General features: G+C 70.7%; 13 protein-coding genes and 1 pseudogene. 10 read left to right on the top strand and 4 right to left on the bottom strand.

Going from position 1 to position 19,625, the window contains the following annotated elements; genetic code table 11:
* The first annotated feature begins 8 nt into the window (after positions 1-8).
* From ACFYWS_RS29815 to ACFYWS_RS29770, 10 genes and pseudogenes are all read left to right on the top strand, one after another.
* The gene (locus tag ACFYWS_RS29815; RefSeq protein WP_389281530.1) at positions 9-2,456 is read left to right on the top strand and encodes a PQQ-dependent sugar dehydrogenase; all 2,448 of its coding nucleotides are present in this window, start codon (positions 9-11) and stop codon (positions 2,454-2,456) included.
* A gap of 15 nt (positions 2,457-2,471) precedes the next feature.
* Complete coding sequence (locus ACFYWS_RS29810) at positions 2,472-3,875, top strand: ThuA domain-containing protein (protein WP_389281529.1); 1,404 nt, start codon at positions 2,472-2,474, stop codon at positions 3,873-3,875.
* A gap of 133 nt (positions 3,876-4,008) precedes the next feature.
* On the top strand, positions 4,009-5,166 hold the full coding sequence (locus ACFYWS_RS29805) for an inositol-3-phosphate synthase (protein WP_389281527.1): 1,158 nt from the start codon (positions 4,009-4,011) through the stop codon (positions 5,164-5,166).
* A complete protein-coding gene (locus ACFYWS_RS29800; RefSeq protein ID WP_389281525.1) occupies positions 5,163-6,854 on the top strand; it encodes a UbiA family prenyltransferase in 1,692 nt (563 codons plus the stop codon). Before ACFYWS_RS29805 ends, ACFYWS_RS29800 begins: the two co-directional genes overlap by 4 nt.
* On the top strand, positions 6,851-7,738 hold the full coding sequence (locus ACFYWS_RS29795) for a sugar phosphate isomerase/epimerase family protein (protein ID WP_389281523.1): 888 nt from the start codon (positions 6,851-6,853) through the stop codon (positions 7,736-7,738). Before ACFYWS_RS29800 ends, ACFYWS_RS29795 begins: the two co-directional genes overlap by 4 nt.
* Positions 7,735-8,391, top strand: a complete 657-nt coding sequence (locus ACFYWS_RS29790) for an EboA domain-containing protein (RefSeq protein ID WP_389281521.1) — start codon at positions 7,735-7,737, stop codon at positions 8,389-8,391. The genes ACFYWS_RS29795 and ACFYWS_RS29790 overlap by 4 nt, the downstream gene beginning before the upstream one ends.
* Entirely contained in the window at positions 8,391-9,242 is an 852-nt protein-coding gene (locus tag ACFYWS_RS29785; protein WP_389281519.1) for a TatD family hydrolase, read from the top strand. The genes ACFYWS_RS29790 and ACFYWS_RS29785 overlap by 1 nt, the downstream gene beginning before the upstream one ends.
* A gap of 3 nt (positions 9,243-9,245) precedes the next feature.
* Entirely contained in the window at positions 9,246-10,424 is a 1,179-nt protein-coding gene (gene eboE, locus ACFYWS_RS29780) for a metabolite traffic protein EboE (protein ID WP_389281517.1), read from the top strand.
* A gap of 122 nt (positions 10,425-10,546) precedes the next feature.
* Positions 10,547-11,908 (top strand): annotated as a pseudogene (locus ACFYWS_RS29775) (alkaline phosphatase family protein); the annotation flags it as partial.
* A gap of 173 nt (positions 11,909-12,081) precedes the next feature.
* A complete protein-coding gene (locus tag ACFYWS_RS29770) occupies positions 12,082-13,182 on the top strand; it encodes a sugar phosphate isomerase/epimerase family protein (RefSeq protein ID WP_389281591.1) in 1,101 nt (366 codons plus the stop codon).
* A 106-nt stretch (positions 13,183-13,288) separates the two neighbouring features.
* On the opposite strand, the gene ACFYWS_RS29765 is transcribed toward ACFYWS_RS29770, so the two are convergent.
* From ACFYWS_RS29765 to frc, 4 genes are all read right to left on the bottom strand, one after another.
* Complete coding sequence (locus ACFYWS_RS29765; RefSeq protein WP_389281515.1) at positions 13,289-14,668, bottom strand: OFA family MFS transporter; 1,380 nt, start codon at positions 14,666-14,668, stop codon at positions 13,289-13,291.
* Between the two features lies 1 nt (position 14,669).
* Positions 14,670-16,055 carry an OFA family MFS transporter gene (locus tag ACFYWS_RS29760; RefSeq protein WP_389281513.1) on the bottom strand — a complete coding sequence of 462 codons (1,386 nt, stop codon included), beginning with the start codon at positions 16,053-16,055 and terminating at the stop codon, positions 14,670-14,672.
* A gap of 123 nt (positions 16,056-16,178) precedes the next feature.
* Positions 16,179-18,332 (bottom strand): acetate--CoA ligase family protein, encoded by a 2,154-nt coding sequence (locus ACFYWS_RS29755; RefSeq protein WP_389281512.1) that lies wholly within the window; start codon positions 18,330-18,332, stop codon positions 16,179-16,181.
* 3 nt (positions 18,333-18,335) lie between these two features.
* Complete coding sequence (gene frc, locus ACFYWS_RS29750) at positions 18,336-19,565, bottom strand: formyl-CoA transferase (RefSeq protein WP_389281511.1); 1,230 nt, start codon at positions 19,563-19,565, stop codon at positions 18,336-18,338.
* Between the last annotated feature and the right edge of the window lie 60 nt (positions 19,566-19,625).

Here is a 19,625-nt window from a genome sequence, read left to right as displayed (position 1 = left end):
AGGAACCCGTGCACAGGAAACGCCTGAGAACCCGCAACGCACTCGCCCTGCTCACCGGCACCCTGCTCGCCGCCGCCTCGCTCACCTTCTCGGCGGCGGCGGCCCCCGCGCCCGTGGCCGGCGCGGCCGCGGCCGAGGACTTCCAACAGGTCACCCTCGCCAAGGGCGCCGAGGAGGTCGGCGAGCCGATGTCGCTCGCCGTCCTGCCGGACCGCAAGGTCCTGCACACCTCGCGCGACGGCGTGCTGCGCCTGACCGACGAGAACGGCACCACCAAGATCGCCGGCAAACTCGACGTCTACAACCACGACGAAGAGGGCCTCCAAGGCGTCGGCGTCGACCCGAACTTCAGCGAGAACCGCGCGATCTACCTCTACTACGCGCCCCCGCTGAACACCCCGGCCGGCGACGCCCCCAACGAGGGCACCGCCGCCGACTTCGCACCCTTCGACGGCGTCAACCGCCTCGCGCGCTTCACCCTCAACGCGGACGGCACGCTGAACAAGGAGTCCGAGAAGAAGGTCCTCGACGTCCCGGCGACCCGCGGCATCTGCTGCCACGTCGGCGGCGACATCGACTTCGACAAGGAAGGCAACCTGTACCTGTCGACCGGCGACGACTCCAACCCCTTCGCCTCCGACGGCTACACGCCCATCGACGAGCGCGGCAACCGCAACCCGGCCTACGACGCCCGGCGTTCGTCCGGCAACACCAACGACCTGCGCGGCAAGATCCTCCGCGTCAAGGTCGCGGCCGACGGTTCGTACACCGTCCCCGACGGCAACCTGTTCGCGCCCGGCACCGACAAGACGCGGCCCGAGATCTACGCGATGGGCTTCCGCAACCCGTTCCGGATGAACATCGACAAGCCCACCGGCATCATCTACGTCGGTGACTACGGGCCCGACGCGGGCACCGCCGATCCGAACCGGGGACCCGCGGGCCAGGTCGAGTTCGCCCGCGTGACGAAGCCCGGAAACTTCGGCTGGCCGTTCTGCACCGGCAACAACGACGCCTACGTCGACTACGACTTCGCGACGGGGACCGCCGGCGAGAAGTTCGACTGCGCGGCGCCGAAGAACACCTCGCCGCACAACACCGGCCTCACCGACCTGCCGCCCGCGCAGGCCGCCTGGATCCCCTACGACGGCGGCTCCGTCCCCGAGCTCGGCTCGGGCTCCGAGTCCCCGATGGGCGGCCCCATCTACCGCTTCGACGCCGCCAACACCTCCCCGGTGAAATTCCCCGAGGCGTACGACGGCGACTTCTTCGCCGGCGAGTTCGGCCGGCAGTGGATCAAGCGGATCGAGCAGGACGCCGACGGCAAGGTCACCTCGATCAACCCGTTCCCCTGGACCGGCACCCAGGTGATGGACATGGCCTTCGGCCCCGACGGCGCGCTGTACGTCCTCGACTACGGCCTCTCCTGGTTCGGCGGCGACGAGAACTCCGCCCTGTACCGCATCGAGAACGCCACCGAGGGACACTCGCCGACCATCGACGCCAAGGCCGACAAGACCTCCGGGCAGGCGCCCCTGAAGACGCGCTTCACCTCCACGGGCTCGGACGCCGACGGTGACGCGCTCACGTACTCCTGGAACTTCGGCGACGGCACCACCGGAACCGGCGCCTCGCCGAGGCACACCTACAAGAAGAACGGCACCTACACCGCGACCGTGACCGCCAAGGACTCCACGGGCCGCACCGGCAGCGCCGACGTGCACCTCGTCGTCGGCAACACCGCGCCCAAGGTGACCCTGGAACTGCCCGCCGACGGCCAGCTGTTCACCTTCGGTGACAAGGTCCCCTTCAAGGTGAAGGTCACCGACCCGGAGGACGGGGCCATCGACTGCTCCAAGGTCAAGGTCACCCACGTCCTCGGCCACGACAGCCACGGCCACCCGATCACCTCGGCCACCGGCTGCTCCGGCACCCTCCAGACCAGCGCCGACAGCGAACACGACCCGAACGCCAACGTCTTCGGCGTCTTCGACGCCGAGTACACCGACAAGGGCGCGAACGGCCAGCCGGCGCTGACCACCCACGACCAGCACGTCACCCAGCAGAAGCACCGCCAGGCCGAGCACTACGGCGACTCGAAGGGTGTGTCGGTCGTCAGCCACGACGCGGCCAACGGCGGCAAGGCCGTCGGCACCATCGAGAACGGCGACTGGATCTCCTTCAAGCCGTACGCGATCGGGAACGCCAAGTCCCTGAAGGCGCGCGTCGCCTCGGCCGGCAGCGGCGGCACCCTGGAGATCCGCACCGGCTCCGCCACCGGCCGCCTCGTCGGCAGCGCCAAGGTCGCACCGACCGGGTCCTGGGAGACGTACGCCGACGTCACCACGGCCATCAGCAAGCCGCCCACCAAGAGCACCACGCTCTACCTGGTCTTCAAGGGCAAGGGCGGCAACAACCTCTTCGAGATCGACGACTTCACCTTCACCACGAACTGAGAGGAGCAGGACAGCATGCGCACCTCCGTAAAGCTCGGCCTCGCGACGGCCGCCGCCGCCCTGCTCATCGGCGGGCTCACGGCCCCGGCCACCTCGGCGCCCCAGGGCGCCGAGGTGGCCGGGGCCCGCGACCGGGTCCTCGTGTTCTCCAAGACCGCCGCGTTCCGGCACGACTCCATCCCCGAGGGCATCGCGGCCCTGAAGGAACTCGGCGCCGCCGACCGCCTCGCCGTCGACACCACCGAGGACGCGACCGCCTTCACCCCGGGCAACCTCGCCCGCTACAAGGCCGTCGTCTTCCTCTCCACCACCGGCGACGTGCTCGACGCCGCCCAACAGAAGGCGTTCGAGGGCTACGTCGCCAAGGGCGGCGGCTACCTCGGCGTGCACGCCGCCGCCGACACCGAGTACGACTGGAGCTACTACGGCGGCCTCGTCGGCGCCTGGTTCCAGGGGCACCCGGCGATCCAGCCGGCCACCGTCCGCGTCGAGGACCACCACCACCCGGCGACCCGCGGTCTGCCGGACGCCTGGCAGCGCACCGACGAGTGGTACAACTACCGCTCCAACCCGCGCGACAACGACCGTCCTGTCCACGTCCTCGCCTCGCTCGACGAGACGACGTACTCCGGCGGCACCATGAAGGGCGACCATCCGATCGCCTGGTGCCAGAACTTCGGCGGCGGCCGCGCCTTCTACACCGGCGGCGGACACACCAAGGAGTCCTACACCGACCCCGCGTTCCGCGGCCATCTGCGCGGCGGCTTGCAGTACGTCACCGGGAAGGTGGCGGCCAACTGCCGCCCGAACACCGGCTACCGGGACATCTTCAACGGGAAGTCCCTCGACGGCTGGAAGCAGGCCGGACCGGGAAGCTTCGCAGTGGATCCCTCGAAGGGGACTCTCAACTCCAAAGGCGGCATGGGCCTGCTCTGGTACCAGGCCAAGGAGCTGAAGTCGTACTCCCTGAAGCTCGACTGGAGGATGGCCAGCGCCGGCGGGGACGACAACTCCGGCGTCTTCGTGGGCTTCCCGGCCTCCGACGACCCCTGGTCGGCCGTCAACAAGGGCTACGAGATCCAGATCGACGCCACCGACGCACCAGACCGCACCACCGGCGCGATCTACTCCTTCCAGTCCGCCGACCTCGCGGCCCGCGACAAGGCCCTGAAGCCGCCGGGGGAGTGGAACTCCTACGAGATCAAGGTGCGGGGCGAGCGCCTCCAGGTGTTCCTCAACGGAGTCGAGGTCAACGACTTCACCAACAAGGACCCCGAGCGGAGCCTGACCGACGGCTACATCGGTCTGCAGAACCACGGCGACTCCGACCAGGTGTCCTTCCGCAAGATCCGGCTGAAGGAACTGTCCACGGCCACCACCGGGTCCGCCACGGGCGCACTGCCCGGCGCGGGCGACTAGGACGGCGGCGGGCGAGGGACGCCGGACCCCCGCCCGCCGCCTTGCCCCGCCCCTGGCGGGGCGCCGAGCAGGTTCGTGTACGGCTTCGCGCTTGGTTTCACGCAATACGTCACGCTCGACCAGGAGGCTGCCCATGTCCGACGGTTCCCTCTCCTCCTTCTCCTCCCCCCTCCAGTCCTCCGCGGGCCGACGGTTCGGCGTGTGGCTGGTCGGCGCACGCGGCTCCGTCGCCACCACGGCGATCGCCGGCTGCGCCGCCGTCGGCGCCGGACTGCATCCGCCCTCCGGGATGGTCACGGAGACCGAGCCGTTCACCACGGCCGCCCTGCCGCCCCTGACGTCCCTCGTCTTCGGCGGCCACGACACCCTCGACTGCCCGCTGCCCAAACGCGCCGAACAGCTCGCCGCCGGGGGAGTGCTGCCGCACGGACTGCCGGGAGCCGTGCACGGCGAACTCGCCGCCGCCGACCGGGAGATCGCACCCGGCGGGCCACTCCCCGGCGACGGACGCACCCAGGACGAGCTGATCGCCGCCTTCACCGCCGACATCCAGGCTTTCGTACGACGCCACGCCCTCGCCGGAGCCGTCGTCGTGAACGTCGCCTCCACCGAGCCGCCACCACGCGGCGACGACCTCCCGGCCAGCTCCCTGTACGCGGCGGCGGCCCTGCGCGCCGGTTGCCCGTACATCAACTTCACCCCCTCCACGGGACTCCACCACCCCTCTCTTCAGCACGCGGCCCACACCGCGGGCGTCCCCTTCGCCGGCCGCGACGGCAAGACCGGGCAGACGCTGCTGCGGTCCGTGCTCGGCCCGATGTTCCGCAAGCGCGCGCTCGACGTGCGCGCCTGGTCCGGCACCAACCTCCTTGGCGGCGGCGACGGCGCGGCCCTCGCCGACCCCGCCGCGGCCGCCGCGAAGAACGCCGGCAAGGAACGCGTCCTCGCCGACACCCTCGGCGCCGTCCCGCAGGGCGAGGTCCACATCGACGACGTCCCGGCGCTCGGCGACTGGAAGACGGCCTGGGACCACATCGCCTTCGACGGCTTCCTCGGCGCGCGGATGACCCTTCAGACCACGTGGCAGGGGTGCGACTCGGCTCTCGCCGCGCCCCTCGTCCTCGACCTCGCGCGCCTGCTGCTGCGTGCCGCGCAGGCCGGACTGACCGGCCCCCGGCCGGAGTTGGGCTTCTACTTCAAGGATCCCGACCCCGGGGCGTCCGCCGACCTGGACCACCAGTACGAGGCCCTGCTCTCCTTCGCGGACCGCCTGCGGGACGGTGCGGCGTGAGCGGGTCGGCTGCCGCCGGGGTCGGCGTGCCGGGAGGGCGGGGTCGCGCCTGGGTCGAACTCCTGCGTCTCCCAGCCCTGTTCACCGTGCCCGGCGACGCCTTGGCCGGAGCGGCCGCCATGGGCTCCCGCCCCACCCGGGGCACCCTCCTGGCCGTCGGCGCCTCCGTCAGCCTGTACGCGGCGGGCATGGCGCTCAACGACTGGGCCGACCGCGACGAGGACGCCCGCGACCGCCCGCACCGCCCGCTGCCCTCCGGCCGCATCCGGCCCACCCACGCCCTGGCCGCGGCGGGGGCGCTCACCGGCACCGGCCTCGCCCTGGCCTGCCGGGCCGGCCGGACGACCGGCGCGGTGGCCACGGCGCTCGCGGCGACGGTGTGGGCGTACGACCTGCACCTCAAGGGCACCGCGGCGGGCCCGGCGGCAATGGGCGCGGCCCGCGCCCTCGACCTGCTGATGGGGGCGACGGCGACAGCCCCGGCGGGGACGCGTGGCGTCCCGGGCCGGGCCGCCCACGCGGCTACCGCTCGGGCGGGGGCAGGCGGCGGCGTGGAGTCGATGCGTGTGGGGGCCGCCGGCCGGGCGGGGGTGTCCGGCATCGGGGGCCTGCTTCCCGTCGCGGCTGCCGCCGTGGCGGGGGCGCGTGGCGTCCTGGGCCGGGCCGTTCCCGTGGCTGCCGTCCGGGCGGGGGCAGGCGGCGGCGTGGAGTCGATGCGTGTGGGGGCCACCGGCCGGGCGGGGGTGTCCGGCATCGCGGGCCTGCTTCCGGCCGCGGCTGCCGCTGTGGCGGGGGCGCGTGGCGTCCTGGGCCGGGCCGTTCCCGTGGCTACTGTCCGGGCGGGGGCAGGCGGCGGCGTGGAGTCGATGCGTGTGGGGGTCACCGACCGGGCGGGGGCGTCCGGCATCGCGGGGCTGCTCCCCGTCGCGGCTGCCGCCGTGGCGGGGGCGCGTGGCGTCCCGGGCCGGGCCGCCCCCGCGGCTACCGTCCGGGTGGGGGCAGGCGGCGGCGTGGAGTCGATGCGTGTGGGGGCCGCCGGCCGGGCGGGGGTGTCCGGCATCGCGGGCCTGCTTCCGGCCGCGGCTGCCGTCCGGGCGGGGGTGTCCGGCATCGGGGGGCTGCTTCCCGTTGTGGCTGCTGCCCGGGCGGGGGCGCGTGGCGGCTTGAGCGCGGCCCGTGCCGGGGTCACCACATCGGCGGGGACCCTCCGCCCCCTGGCCCCGGCTCTCACCGCCGCCGCCACCCTCGCGGTCCACACCACTGCCGTCACCACCGTCTCCCGTACTGAGGCCCAGGGCGGGTCGAGTGTCGGCCCGTTGAAGGCGCTGGCCGTAGGTGGCGCCATCGCCGCGACGCTCCTCACCGCGCGGGCGGGGCGGCCGCTCCCGGAGGAGGCCCTGCTCGCGTCACCTACTCGCTCCGGACGGGGCCGGCCCACGAGTCCCGCCCCGATCACCGTCGCGGTCCCCGCCGCCGTGTACGCCGTCACCGCCCTGCGACCCCTCCTCCACGCCGCCCTCAACCCCTCACCCCCGCTCACCCAACGCGCCGTCGGCGCCGGCATCCGCGCGCTCGTCCCGTTGCAGTCCGCCCTGTGCGCCCGTTCCGGAGCCCCGGTGACCGCGCTGGCGACCCTCGTCCTCGCCCCACTCGCCCGCCGCTTCGCGAAGAAGGTGAGCGTCACATGACCGCCACCGGAGCCGAGCGGGTTCCGCCGCGCTGGGGCTACGGCACCAACGGGCTCACCGACCTGCGCCTCGCCGACGCCCTCGGCCTCCTCGCCGACCTCGGCTACGACGGCGTCGGGCTCACCCTCGACCACATGCACCTCGACCCGCTCGCCCCGGACCTCGCCGCCCGTACCCGCGAGGTGGCCCGTGCCCTGGACCGGCACCGGCTCACGGTCACCCTGGAGACTGGCGCCCGTTACGTTCTCGACCCGCGCCGCAAACACGGCCCCTCCCTTCTCGACCCGGACCCCGACGCCCGCGCCGCCCGTATCCGACTGCTCGTCCGGGCCGCCAAGGTCGCCGCAGATCTGGGCGCCCACGCGGTGCACTGCTTCAGCGGCGTCACCCCCGACGGCACCGACCCGGACACCGCCTGGAAGCGCCTCGCCGCGGCACTCACCCCCGTACTGGAGGCCGCCGACACCGCCGGCGTCCCTCTCGCCATTGAGCCCGAACCCGGCCATCTCCTCGCCACGCTCGCCGACTTCCACCGGCTGCGCCGCGATCTGGGCAGCCCCGAAGGGCTCGGTCTGACCCTCGACATCGGGCACTGCCAGTGCCTGGAGCCGCTGCCTGTCGCCGACTGCGTCCGCGCGGCGGCGCCCTGGCTGCGGCACGTACAGATCGAGGACATGCGCCGGGGCGTCCACGAGCATCTGCCCTTCGGTGAAGGGGAGATCGACTTTCCGCCCGTGCTCGACGCCCTCGCCGCCACCGGCTACCGAGGCCTGACCGTCGTCGAACTGCCCCGGCACTCCCACGCAGGCCCTCAATTGGCAGCCCGGTCCATCGACTTCCTGCGCACCGCGACCCGGCAGGCACCGCGAGGAGGCACACCATGACGTACGGCAACAGCACCGGCACCGGAACCGGCGCCCTCCCGGCCCTCCGCACCGTCCGCCAGCGCCTCGACGCCGCGCTGGACGCCACCGCCCGCGCCTGGCTGCACACGGCGCTCAACGACGCGGCCGACCGCACCGCCATCGCGGCCTCATGGGAGTTGCGGTTCGCCGAAGCAGGCCGCCGCACCGGCGACGACCACGCGGACGCCGCCCGGCTCCTGCTGCTGCACGCCGCCCGCGCCGACACCGCCACCCTCACCGCGCTGTACAACCAGGGCACCGCCGCCGAACGCCGCGCCGTACTGCTCGCCCTGCCCCACCTGGTGGCAGGCCCCGACGCCGTCCCCCTGGTCGAGGACGCCCTGCGCGCCAACGACACCCGCCTCGTGGCCGCCGCCGTCGGACCGTACGCCGCCACACACCTGCCCGCCCATCCGTGGCGGCACGCCGTCCTCAAGTGCCTGTTCACCGGAGTGCCGGTCGACACCGTGGCGCGGCTGACCGACCGCGCCCGCGGCGACCAACAACTCGCCCGCATGCTGGGCGACTTCGCCGACGAACGCACCGCCGCCGGGCGCCCCGTCCCCGACGACCTGCACCGCGTCCTAGCCCTCACGAACGGCCGGGCCGATCCCCACGGCAAGGAGTCCTGATGCGCATCTTCGACCCCCACATCCATATGACCTCGCGCACCACCGACGACTACAAGGCGATGCACGCCGCCGGGGTGCGGGCCCTGGTGGAGCCCGCCTTCTGGCTCGGCCAGCCCCGCACGTCGCCCGCCTCCTTCTACGACTACTTCGACTCCCTCCTTGGCTGGGAGCCCTTCCGCGCCGCCCAGTACGGCATCGCGCACCACTGCACGATCGCCCTCAACCCCAAGGAGGCGAACGACCCGCGCTGCACCCCCGTCCTGGACGCGCTGCCCCGCTACCTCGTGAAGGACAACGTCGTCGCCGTCGGCGAGATCGGCTACGACTCCATGACCGCCGCCGAGGACACCGCGCTCGCCGCCCAGCTGCAACTGGCCGCCGACCACGAGCTCCCCGCCCTCGTGCACACCCCGCACCGCGACAAGCTCGCCGGGCTGCGCCGCACCCTCGACGTCGTCCGCGAGTCCGCGCTGCCCGTCGAACGCGTCCTGATCGACCACCTCAACGAGACCACCGTCAAGGAGGCCAAGGACTCCGGCGCCTGGCTCGGCTTCTCCGTCTACCCGGACACCAAGATGGACGAGGAGCGGACAGTGGAGATCCTGCGCGTCCACGGCCCGGAGAAGGTCCTCGTCAACTCCGCGGCCGACTGGGGCAACAGCGACCCGCTCAAGACCCGCAAGGTCGCCGACGCCATGCTCGCCGCCGGCTTCACCGACGACGACGTCGACCGCGTGCTGTGGCGCAACCCGGTCGCCTTCTACGGGCTCAGCGGCCGCCTGCGACTCGACGTCCCCGCGACGGAACCCGCCACCCACGAAGGCAACTCGATCCTGCGCGGCGGTGAGTGACCCATGCGCTTCCGGCACCCCGACGGCTCCACCGTCCACCTCGCGTACTGCACCAACGTGCACCCCGCCGAGACCCTCGACGGCGTCCTCGCCCAACTGCGCGACCACTGCGAACCCGTGCGCAAACGCCTCGGCAGGGACCGCCTCGGCATCGGCCTGTGGCTCGCCAGGGACGCCTCCCGCGCCCTGGTCGCCGATCCTACGGCGCTGCGCGGACTGCGCACCGAACTCGACCGGCGCGGCCTGGAGGTCGTCACCCTCAACGGCTTCCCCTACGAGGGCTTCGGCGCCGCGGAGGTCAAGTACCGCGTCTACAAGCCGGACTGGGCCGACGAGGAGCGCCTCACCCACACCGTCGACCTGGCCCGGCTGCTCGGCGCCCTGCTGCCCGCCGACGCCACCGAGGGCACCGTCTCCACCCTGCCGATCGCCTGGCGCACCGCCCACGACCCGCAGCGCGCCGAACGGTCCCGCGCCGCCCTGCGCACCCTCGCCGAACGCCTCGACACCATCGAAGAGCTGACCGGCCGCTCGATCCGCGTCGGCCTGGAACCCGAACCCGGCTGCACCGTCGAGACCACCGCCGACGCCATCGGCCCCCTCACCGACATCGCCCGCACCGACCGCATCGGCCTGTGCCTGGACACCTGCCACCTCGCCACCTCCTTCGAACAACCCGACGCCGCGCTCGACGCCCTCGCCACCGCCCGCATCCCCGTCGTGAAGGCCCAGCTCTCCGCCGCCCTCCACGCCGAACACCCCCACCTCCCCGAAGTCCGGGCAGCGCTCGCCGCGTTCGACGAACCCCGCTTCCTGCATCAGACCCGCGCCCACGCCGACGGCACCCTGCACGCCGTCGACGACCTCGGCGAAGCCCTCGCGGCCGACGCGAACGCCCTGCCGCAGGGCGTGCCCTGGCGCGCCCACTTCCACGTCCCGCTCCACGCGGCCCCCGCCGCGCCCCTCACCTCCACGCTCGATGTCCTCAAGGCCACGCTGACCCGCCTCGTCGGCGGCGCCCGTCCGCTCACCCGCCACCTGGAGGTCGAGACCTACACCTGGCAGGCCCTTCCGCCGGCCCTGCGCCCGCGCGGACGCCAGCAGCTCGCCGATGGCATCGCCGCGGAACTCGCCCTGGCGCGTGACCTGTTGACCGACCTCGGCCTCAAGGAGCTGCCATGACCTCCGGTGGTTCGTCGGATACCCAGGGCGGCACCGCTCCCACGCCACGGGGCTCCGCCCCGGACCCCGCTGCTCAATCGCCGCAGGGGCTTGAAGACGCGCAACTGCCGCAGGGGCCGGAGATGCCCACACCCCTCCTCGTCCTCGACGTCGTCGGCCTCACCCCCCGACTGCTTGAACACATGCCGCACCTCGAACGACTCGGCCGGGCCGGGGCCCGCGCCCCGCTCGGTACCGTGCTGCCCGCCGTCACCTGCGCCGCCCAGTCCACCTTCCTGACCGGCACGACGCCCGCCGAGCACGGCATCGTCGGCAACGGCTGGTACTTCCGGGAACTCGGCGACGTGCTGCTGTGGCGCCAGCACAACGGTCTCGTCGAAGGCGACAAGCTCTGGGACGCCGCCCGTCGCGCCCACCCCGGCTACACGGTCGCCAATATCTGCTGGTGGTACGCCATGGGCGCCGACACCGACATCACCATCACCCCCCGTCCCGTCTACTACGCCGACGGCCGCAAGGAACCCGACTGCTACACCCGGCCCCCGGCCCTGCACGACGAACTCACCGACAAGCTCGGCACGTTCCCCCTGTTCCACTTCTGGGGTCCGGGCGCCGATCTCGTCTCCAGCCGGTGGATCATCGACGCCACCCGCCATGTCCTGGCCACCCGCCACCCCGACCTGATCCTGAGCTACCTCCCGCACCTCGACTACGACCTGCAGCGCTACGGCCCCGACGACCCGCGCTCCCACCAGGCGGCCGCCGACCTCGACGCCGCCCTCGCCCCGCTCCTGGACGACGCCCTCGCCGAAGGCCGCACCGTCGTCGCCCTGTCCGAGTACGGCATCACCCGCGCCGACCGCCCCGTCCACATCAACCGGGCGCTGCGCCGCGCGGGACTGCTGGAGGTGCACACGCAGGACGGCATGGAGTACCTCGACCCGATGGCCTCCCGCGCCTTCGCCGTCGCGGACCACCAGATCGCGCACATCTACGTACGCCGACCCGAGGACCTCGACGCCACCCGCGCGGCGCTCGCGGAGCTGCCCGGCATCGAGCAACTCCTCGACGACGAGGGCAAGAAGGCGCACCAGCTCGACCATCCGCGCTCCGGTGAACTCGTCGCCATCGCGGAGGCCGACGCCTGGTTCACGTACTACTACTGGCTCGACGACGCGCACGCGCCCGACTTCGCGCAGCTCGTCGAGATCCACCGCAAACCCGGCTACGACCCGGTCGAACTCTTCATGGACCCGCTCGACCCCTATGTGAAGGTCAAGGCGGCCACCGCCCTCGCCCGCAAGAAGCTCGGCATGCGCTACCGCATGGCGGTCGTCCCGCTCGACGCCTCGCCTATTCGCGGCAGCCACGGCCGGCTTCCGGCGAGCGACGAAGAAGGTCCGCTCATCCTGTGCTCCACCCCCCACGCGTTCTCCGGCCGCGTCGCGGCCACCGAAGTGAAAGCCCTGCTCCTCGCCCTGGCAGAAGGAGCAGTTACAGAGAGTGAAGCACAAGCCACTGACAACGCCCGGGCCCTGAGCCCGGAATCACCGGATCGAAGGAAGACACCGTGACCGAACTCCACCGCACCTCCAGCCCCACTCCCGGCTCCGACCAGGCACTCAGCCCCGACGAGGCCCTCAGATCCCGCCTCGGCATCAACCGCCGCCGCTTCCTCAGCACCTGCACCGCGGCGGCCGCCGGCGTCGCCATCGCCGCTCCCGTGTTCGGCGCGGCGCCCGCACTCGCCCAGCCGGGGAAGGGCTCCTCCGGCGGCGGCCACGGCACCCGGCTGATCCCCGCCGGCAAGCGCGGCATCATCCTCTACACCGTGCGCGACGCCATCGGCCGCGACCCGCTGAGCAGCAACCTGCCCTCCGGCTTCCGCGAGGTGTTCAAGGAGCTGGCCCGCTACGGGTACAAGCAGGTGGAGTTCGCGGGCTACGGCCAGCACGCCAACGCCCCCGGTGGGGCGAACCTGGAGTCCGTCGCGGGCGCGAAGCTGCTGCGCTCGTGGCTCGACGAGTTCGGCCTGCGCGCCCAGGGCAACCACGGATTCATCCCCTCGTCCTGGCCGCTCACCCAGGCCGACACCGACCGGTTCAAGCAGCACCTGGAGATCGCGAACATCCTCGGTATGGACCACATGGGCACCGGTGGCGACCCCACCGGCAGCTCGTACAAGGCGGACTGGGACGTCGCCGCCGACAAGTGGAACGCGCTGGGGCGGATCGCGGACCGCGCGGGCCTCAAGCTCTACACGCACAACCACGACGGCGCGTACGGATTCCTCATCGACGGTGGGCCGCTCGACGACCAGGGAAGGCCCACCCGCAGCTCCGGCATCCGCAAGCTCGAGTACTTCCTGCGGGTCAGCGACCCGAAGTCGGTGTGGCTGGAGATGGACATCTTCTGGGCGCACGTGGCCCAGTACAAGTTCCACACCTACACCGCGCACGACGGCTCCACGCGGGAGAAGGTCTTCGACCCGGCCGCCCTCGTCGTCGCCCACAACGCGCGCTATCCGCTCTTCCACGCGAAGGACGGCACCCGCAATGACACCAACGGCATGGGTTACGACATGGTGCCCTTCGGCGAAGGTGTCATCGACTACCGGAAGTTCTTCAAGCGGGTCGGCGCCCGCAACTACCACAACCCCATGGTCGAGCAGGACAACGCGCCCAGCGCCACCGACCCCGCCCAGTCCCTGACCCACGCCCGCATCGGCTACGACAACCTCGCGGCCCTGCGGAAGTAGCGCACACTCAGCACACCAAACACACCACATGAGTGGGGCCCGGCCATCAAGGCCGGGCCCCACTCAGCTCTTACCGACGCACTTTACGTGATCATGTCAATGGCGATCATGTCAGCGACACCGCCTTCTCGTTCCGCCCCGGCTGCCGCAGCAGCAGCGCCACGAGCGCCGACAGCATGGAGATCCCGCCGGCCAGCGCGTACGCCCCGTTGTAACCCCAGGCGCCGACCACCATCGAGCCGAGGCCGCCGCCGAACAGGCCGCTGATGAGCTTCCCGCTGTACACCAGGCCGTAGTTGGTGGCGTTGTAGTTCTCCCCGAAGTAGTCCGGGGTCAGCGCCGCGAACATCGGGTAGAACGCGCCGCCACCGAAGCCGGACAGGAACGCGAAGACCAGGAACAGCCACTCGCTGCGCATGTCGCCCGCCCAGATGATGCCGAACTGGGCCAGGCCGAGTACGACGATCACGAGGATCAGGCTCGACTTGCGGCCCCACAGGTCGGACATCCAGCCGACCACCGCGCGGCCGACACCGTTGATGACCGCCATGACACCCATCGACGACGCGGCGACCAGTGGACCGAAGCCGACCTCCTTGGCGAAGTCGACCTGGAAGGAGATGCCGAAGATCGACACACCTGCCGTCAGGACCAGGCTCAGCCACATCAGCGGCAACTGGCCCGTCTTGATGGCCTCCATGGGGGTGTACTGCTTGACGGCGGGCGGGTTCTTGGCGAGGGCCGTCTCGCTCTTGCTGTCGCCCCCCTTCGCGAGAGGATCGACCTCCGAGGGCCACCAGTTCCTCGGCGGGTCCCGGAAGAAGAACGCACACACCAGCACCACGACCAGCACGTACGCGCCGATCATGTCGAGCACCCGGTGGTAGTTCGAGGTGTCGAAGGCGTAGTTGAAGATGAAGATGAACGGAAGCGAGCCGTAGGCGAAGCCTCCGTTGACGAAACCTGTCCTGCCGCCTTTGCGTTCGGGGTACCACTTGCCGACCATGTTGATGCAGGTCGCGTACACGAACCCGGAGCCGAGCCCGCCGATCACGCCGAATCCGACGATGGCCAGCCACACGTTGTGCAGGTGCGACAGGGCCAGGAATCCGAACAGGCACATGAAGGCGCCCACGTACATGGCGCGCCGGGCCGGCATGATGCCCTTCTCCCGCAGCCAGCCGGCCGGGAACGCCACACCTGCCTGGAAGAACACCCAGACACTCAGGATCCAGAAGGTGTTGGACTGCGACCAGCCGTGCGCCGAGGACAGCGTGTCCTCGGCGGACCCGTACGCGTACTCGAAGACGCTGATGGCCATCATCGCGGCCCATGGCAGATACACCATGAACTTGCGGGAGTGGCCGAGGATGTCCCGGTCGGTCTCGCCGACGCGATAGATCCGGCCGTGCTCGTCGGTGATTTCTCGGTACCGGCTCCCCGCAGCCGGTGCCGTATTACTAGCGGAGACAGGTTCCGCCGTCATATCAAGCCATCTCCTCACCAAGGGGGTGTGGGTTGGGGTGGACCCCACGCTTCTTGGGCCTACCGGGCGGGGACAGGAAGATGGCCACGAAGCCGGCGAAGAACGAGATGCAGCCGGCCAGGATGAACGCTCCCGAGTGTCCCCAGGCACCGACGACGACGGACCCCATGCCCGCGCCCAGCCCTGAGACGAGCTTTGAGCTGTAGACCATGCCGTAGTTGGTGGCGTTGTTGTTCTCACCGAAGTAGTCCGCGGTCAGGGCCGCGAACATCGGGAAGATCGCGCCACCGCCGAATCCGGAGATCGCGGAGAAGACCAGGAACATCGCGAGCATCTGCTCCGACGCCGACCAGATGATGCCGAACTGGGCGAGGCCCAGGATGACGCAGACCGCCAGCAGACACTGCTTGCGGCCGTACCGGTCGGAGAGCCAGCCGATGACACCACGACCGGTGCCGTTCACGACCGCCTTGAGTGACATCGCGGTGGCCACGATGCCGCCCGCGAAGCCCGCTTCCTTGCCGATGTCGACCTGGAAGGCGATGCCGAAGATGTTCACACCCGACGTACAGGCCAGGCAGAACCACATCAGCGCGACCCGACCGGTCTTCCATGCCTCCATGGGGGTGTACTGCTTGACGGCCGGCGGGTTCTTCTCCAGCGACCGGCGGGCCCGCGGGTCCTCCGGAGGGTTGAGCGGGTCGATGTTCGCCGGCCACCAGTTCTTCGGCGGGTCCTTGAAGAAGGAGCCCGCTACGGCGACCATCGCGGCGAGCAGGACACCCACCGAGACCAGCACCCAGCGGAAGTTGGTCAGGTCCATGAACCCGGTGAACAGGAACACGAACGGCACGGACCCGTAGGCGAAGCCGCCGTTGACGAATCCGGTCTTGCCGCCCCTGCGCTCCGGGTACCACTTGCCGACCATGTTGACGCAGGTCGCGTACACCATGCCGGCGCCCATACCGCTGAAGACACTGAAGCCGATGTAGGCGACGATGACATGCGGTGCGAAGGCCAGCGACAGATAGCCGAGGAACGTGCCCACGGCGCCGAGCATCATGGCCCAGCGGGCCGGCAGTTTGCCGCTCTCGCGCAGCCTGCCCGCGGGCATGGCCACGGCCGCCTGGAAGAACACCCAGACGGTCATCATCCAGAAGATGTGTCCGCTGTCCCAATGGTGTGCGGTGTGCAGGGTGTCCTCGGCGGACGCGAACGCGTACTCCGCTGACGAGATGCCCATCATGCCCACCCAGGGCAGGATGACCATCCACTTGCGCCCGCGACCCATGATGTCGATGTCGCTCTCGCCAACGCGGTACATCCGGCCGTTGGCGTCCGTCACCTCCCTGTAGGGGACGGAACTCGGCAGATCGGTTGTTGTCATGTCGATCGTTTCCCTTGCGTCGAAAGATCTGGGCAGCGCCCCCTGTCCACATTTCTTTCGTGTGCGCACGGGTCCTGGGTCCGGTCGGCGCACACCGCCGACCGGACCCGCAGGTCGACTACGTCATCGACCGCCCCCCAACTTCCCTGCCGCGCGGGCCCACTTGTACTTCGCGCCGAGCACCGCGACGGGCTTCTCCGTCGTGTACGGGTACGCGACGACACCCCGGTCGAAGAGGTACTGGCACGCCTCCTCGACCTCGACGTCGCCGGCCAGCGAGGCCACCACGGGCTTCTCGATCCCGCGCTCCCGGAACTCCTGGACGACGCGCGCCGTCACCTCCGCGAACACCATGGGCGGGGTGACGATGGTGTGCCAGTAGCCGAGCACCAGCGAATGGATCCGCGGATCCTCAAGACCGAGCCGGATCGTCGCCTCGTACGTCGACGGGGGTTCGCCGCCCGTGATGTCGACGGGGTTGCCCGCGGCGCCGAAAGGCGGGATGAACTTCCGGAACGCCGCGTCCAAGTCGGCCGGGATCTCCATCAGTTCGAGCCCGTTGTCCATCACGGCGTCCGAGAGCAGCACACCCGAGCCACCGGCCCCGGTGATGATCACGACGTTGTCGCCCTTGGGCGTCGGAAGCACCGGCAGCGCCCGCGCGTACTCCAGCATGTCGTTGAGGCCCGGCGCCCTGATGACACCGGCCTGCTTGAGGATGTCGTCGTACACGGCGTCGTCGCCCGCGAGCGCGCCCGTGTGCGAACCGGCCGCCTTGGCGCCCGCCGCCGTACGCCCCGCCTTCAGGACGACGACCGGCTTCTTGGGCACGGTCTCGCGCGCGGCCGTCACGAACGCGCGCCCGTCCTTGAGGTCCTCCAAGTGCATCGCGATGCAGTCGGTGTTGGGGTCCTCGCCGAACCACGTGAGCAGGTCGTCCTCGTCGAGGTCCGACTTGTTGCCGAGCCCGACGATCGCCGAGACACCCGTCTTCGTGGTGCGCGCGAAGCCCAGGATGGCCATGCCGATGCCACCGGACTGGCTGGTGAGGGCGACGCCGCCCTTCACGTCGTACGGCGTGCAGAACGTGGCGCACAGGTCCTGCCACGTCGAGTAGTAGCCGTAGATGTTCGGCCCGAGGAGGCGGGTGCCGTAGCGCTCGGCGATGGCCACGATCTCGTCCTGGAGCTCGTGCTCGCCGGTCTCGGCGAACCCGGAGGGGATGAGGACCGCGTTCGGGATGCCCTTGCGGCCGACCTCCTCCAGGGCGGACGCCACGAACTTGGCGGGGATCGCGAAGATCGCCACGTCCACGTCGCCGGGCACGTCCGTGACACTCTTGTACGCCTTGCGGCCAAGGATGTCGTCGGCCTTCGGGTTCACCGGGTGGATCTCTCCGGAGAAGCCGCCGTCGATGAGGTTGCGCATCACCGAATTGCCGATCTTGCCCTGCTCGTTGGACGCGCCGATCACGGTGATGGACGACGGCTGCATCAGCCGCCGCATGGAGACCAGGATCTCCTCGCGGCTGTAGGTGCGCCGCTGCTTCGGCGCGCCCTCGGCGAGGATGACGCGGATGTCGGCGGCGAGCGCGCCCTTCGGGGTCGCGATCACCGGGTTGAGGTCGACCTCGGCTATCTCGGGGAATTCCGTGACCAGTTGGGACACTCGGCGGATCTGCTCGGCCAGTGCCTCCCTGTCGACGCCCTTGGCGCCGCGCACTCCGCGCAGCACCTCCGCGGCCTTGATCGAGTCGAGCATGTCGAGGGACTCGTCCGGCGTCACCGGCGCGAGCCGGAAGGTGACATCCTTGAGCACCTCGACGAGTACGCCGCCGAGCCCGAAGGCGACGATCTTGCCGAAGGTCGGGTCGGTGACGGACCCGACGATGACCTCCTGGGTGTCGGGCCCGGTGGGCAGCAGTTCCTGGACCTGGATGCCGGTGATGTGGGCATCGGCCGCGTACGCCCGCGCGTTGTCGACGATCCGCTGGTACGCCTCCCGTACGGCGGCCTCGCCCTCCACCCCGACGATGACGCCGCCGGCGTCGGTCTTGTGCAGGATGTCGGGCGACACGATCTTGAGGACCACGGGTCCGCCGAAGCGGGCCGCGGCGGTCACCGCCTGGTCGGCATCGGTCGCGAGCTCCTCGCCGGGGACGGCGATGCCGTACGCGTCGGCGATCACCTTCCCCTCGGGCGCGGTGAGCGCTGTACGTCCCTCGGCCCGTACGGTGTCGAGCAGCGCCCGTACCTTGAGCTCACGTTCCTCGGCCATCAATCAGATCACTCCGTTCGACTTGAGCAGACGCAACTCTTCGTCCCCGAGGCCGAGTTCACCGATGAAGACCTCCGCGTTGTGCTCGCCGAGCAGCGGGGAGGAGGTGACGTCGACGGGGGAGTCGGAGAGCTTGAGAGGGGAACCGACGGTCTTGAACGAGCCGCGTCCCGAATGCGGCACTTCGACGACCATCTCGTTGGCCACCAGCGACTGGTCCTCGATGATCTCCTTGGTGGAGAGGATCGGGCCGCAGGGGATGTTGTGGGCGTTGAGCTGGTCCAGGACCTCCCACTTGGGGAGCGTCGAGGACCACTCCTCGATCAGCTGGAACATCTTGTTCAGCTTCGGAAGCCGCGCCTCGGGCGTGGCCCAGTCGGCGTCCTCGGCGAGTTCGGGCCGCCCGATCAGCTCGGTGAGCGGCTTCCAGCCGACGGGCTGGACGATGACGTAGACGTAGTCGTTGGGTCCCCCGGGTGCGCACTTGACGGCCCAGCCGGGCTGTCCACCGCCGGAGGCGTTGCCGGAGCGGGGGACCTCGTCGCCGAAGTCCTCGTTTGGGTACTCGGCCAACGGCCCGTGTGTCAGGCGCTGTTGGTCGCGCAGCTTCACGCGGCACAGGTTGAGAACCGCGTGCTGCATGGCGACATTGACGCGCTGCCCGCGTCCGGTGTTCTCGCGCTGGAACAGGGCGGCGAGGATGCCGGCGACGGTGTGGATGCCGGTGCCGGAGTCGCCGATCTGCGCGCCGGTCGCGAGCGGCGGTCCGTCCTCGAAGCCGGTGGTGGCCATCGAGCCGCCCATGGCCTGGGCGACGACCTCGTACGCCTTGAAGTTGGTGTAGGGGCCGTCGCCGAAGCCTTTGATGGAGGCGTAGATGATGCGGGGGTTGATCTCCTGGATGCGGTCCCAGGTGAAGCCCATCCGGTCGACGGCGCCGGGGCCGAAGTTCTCCACCAGCACGTCGGAGCGGCGGATCAGTTCGGTCAGCAGCTCCTTGCCGCGCTCCGTCTTGGTGTTCAGGGTGATGCTCCGCTTGTTGCAGTTGAGCATCGTGAAGTAGAGGGAGTCGACGTCCGGGATGTCACGCAGTTGCTTGCGTGTGATGTCACCGGTCGGCGCCTCCAGCTTGACGACGTCCGCACCCAGCCACGCCAGCATCTGCGTGGCGGATGGGCCTGACTGGACATGGGTCATGTCCAGGACGCGCACACCCTCGAGTGCCTTGGTCACGAACGACTCACCTCGCTACTGGTCCACGGTCGGTCAACCGGCGGCTCGTACATTGCATAC

The organism is Streptomyces sp. NPDC002795, from assembly GCF_042888725.1.
Classification (GTDB): domain Bacteria; phylum Actinomycetota; class Actinomycetes; order Streptomycetales; family Streptomycetaceae; genus Streptomyces.
The sequence above is the reverse complement of the archived record's forward strand: the minus strand, read 5'-3'. Positions and strand labels throughout refer to the sequence as shown.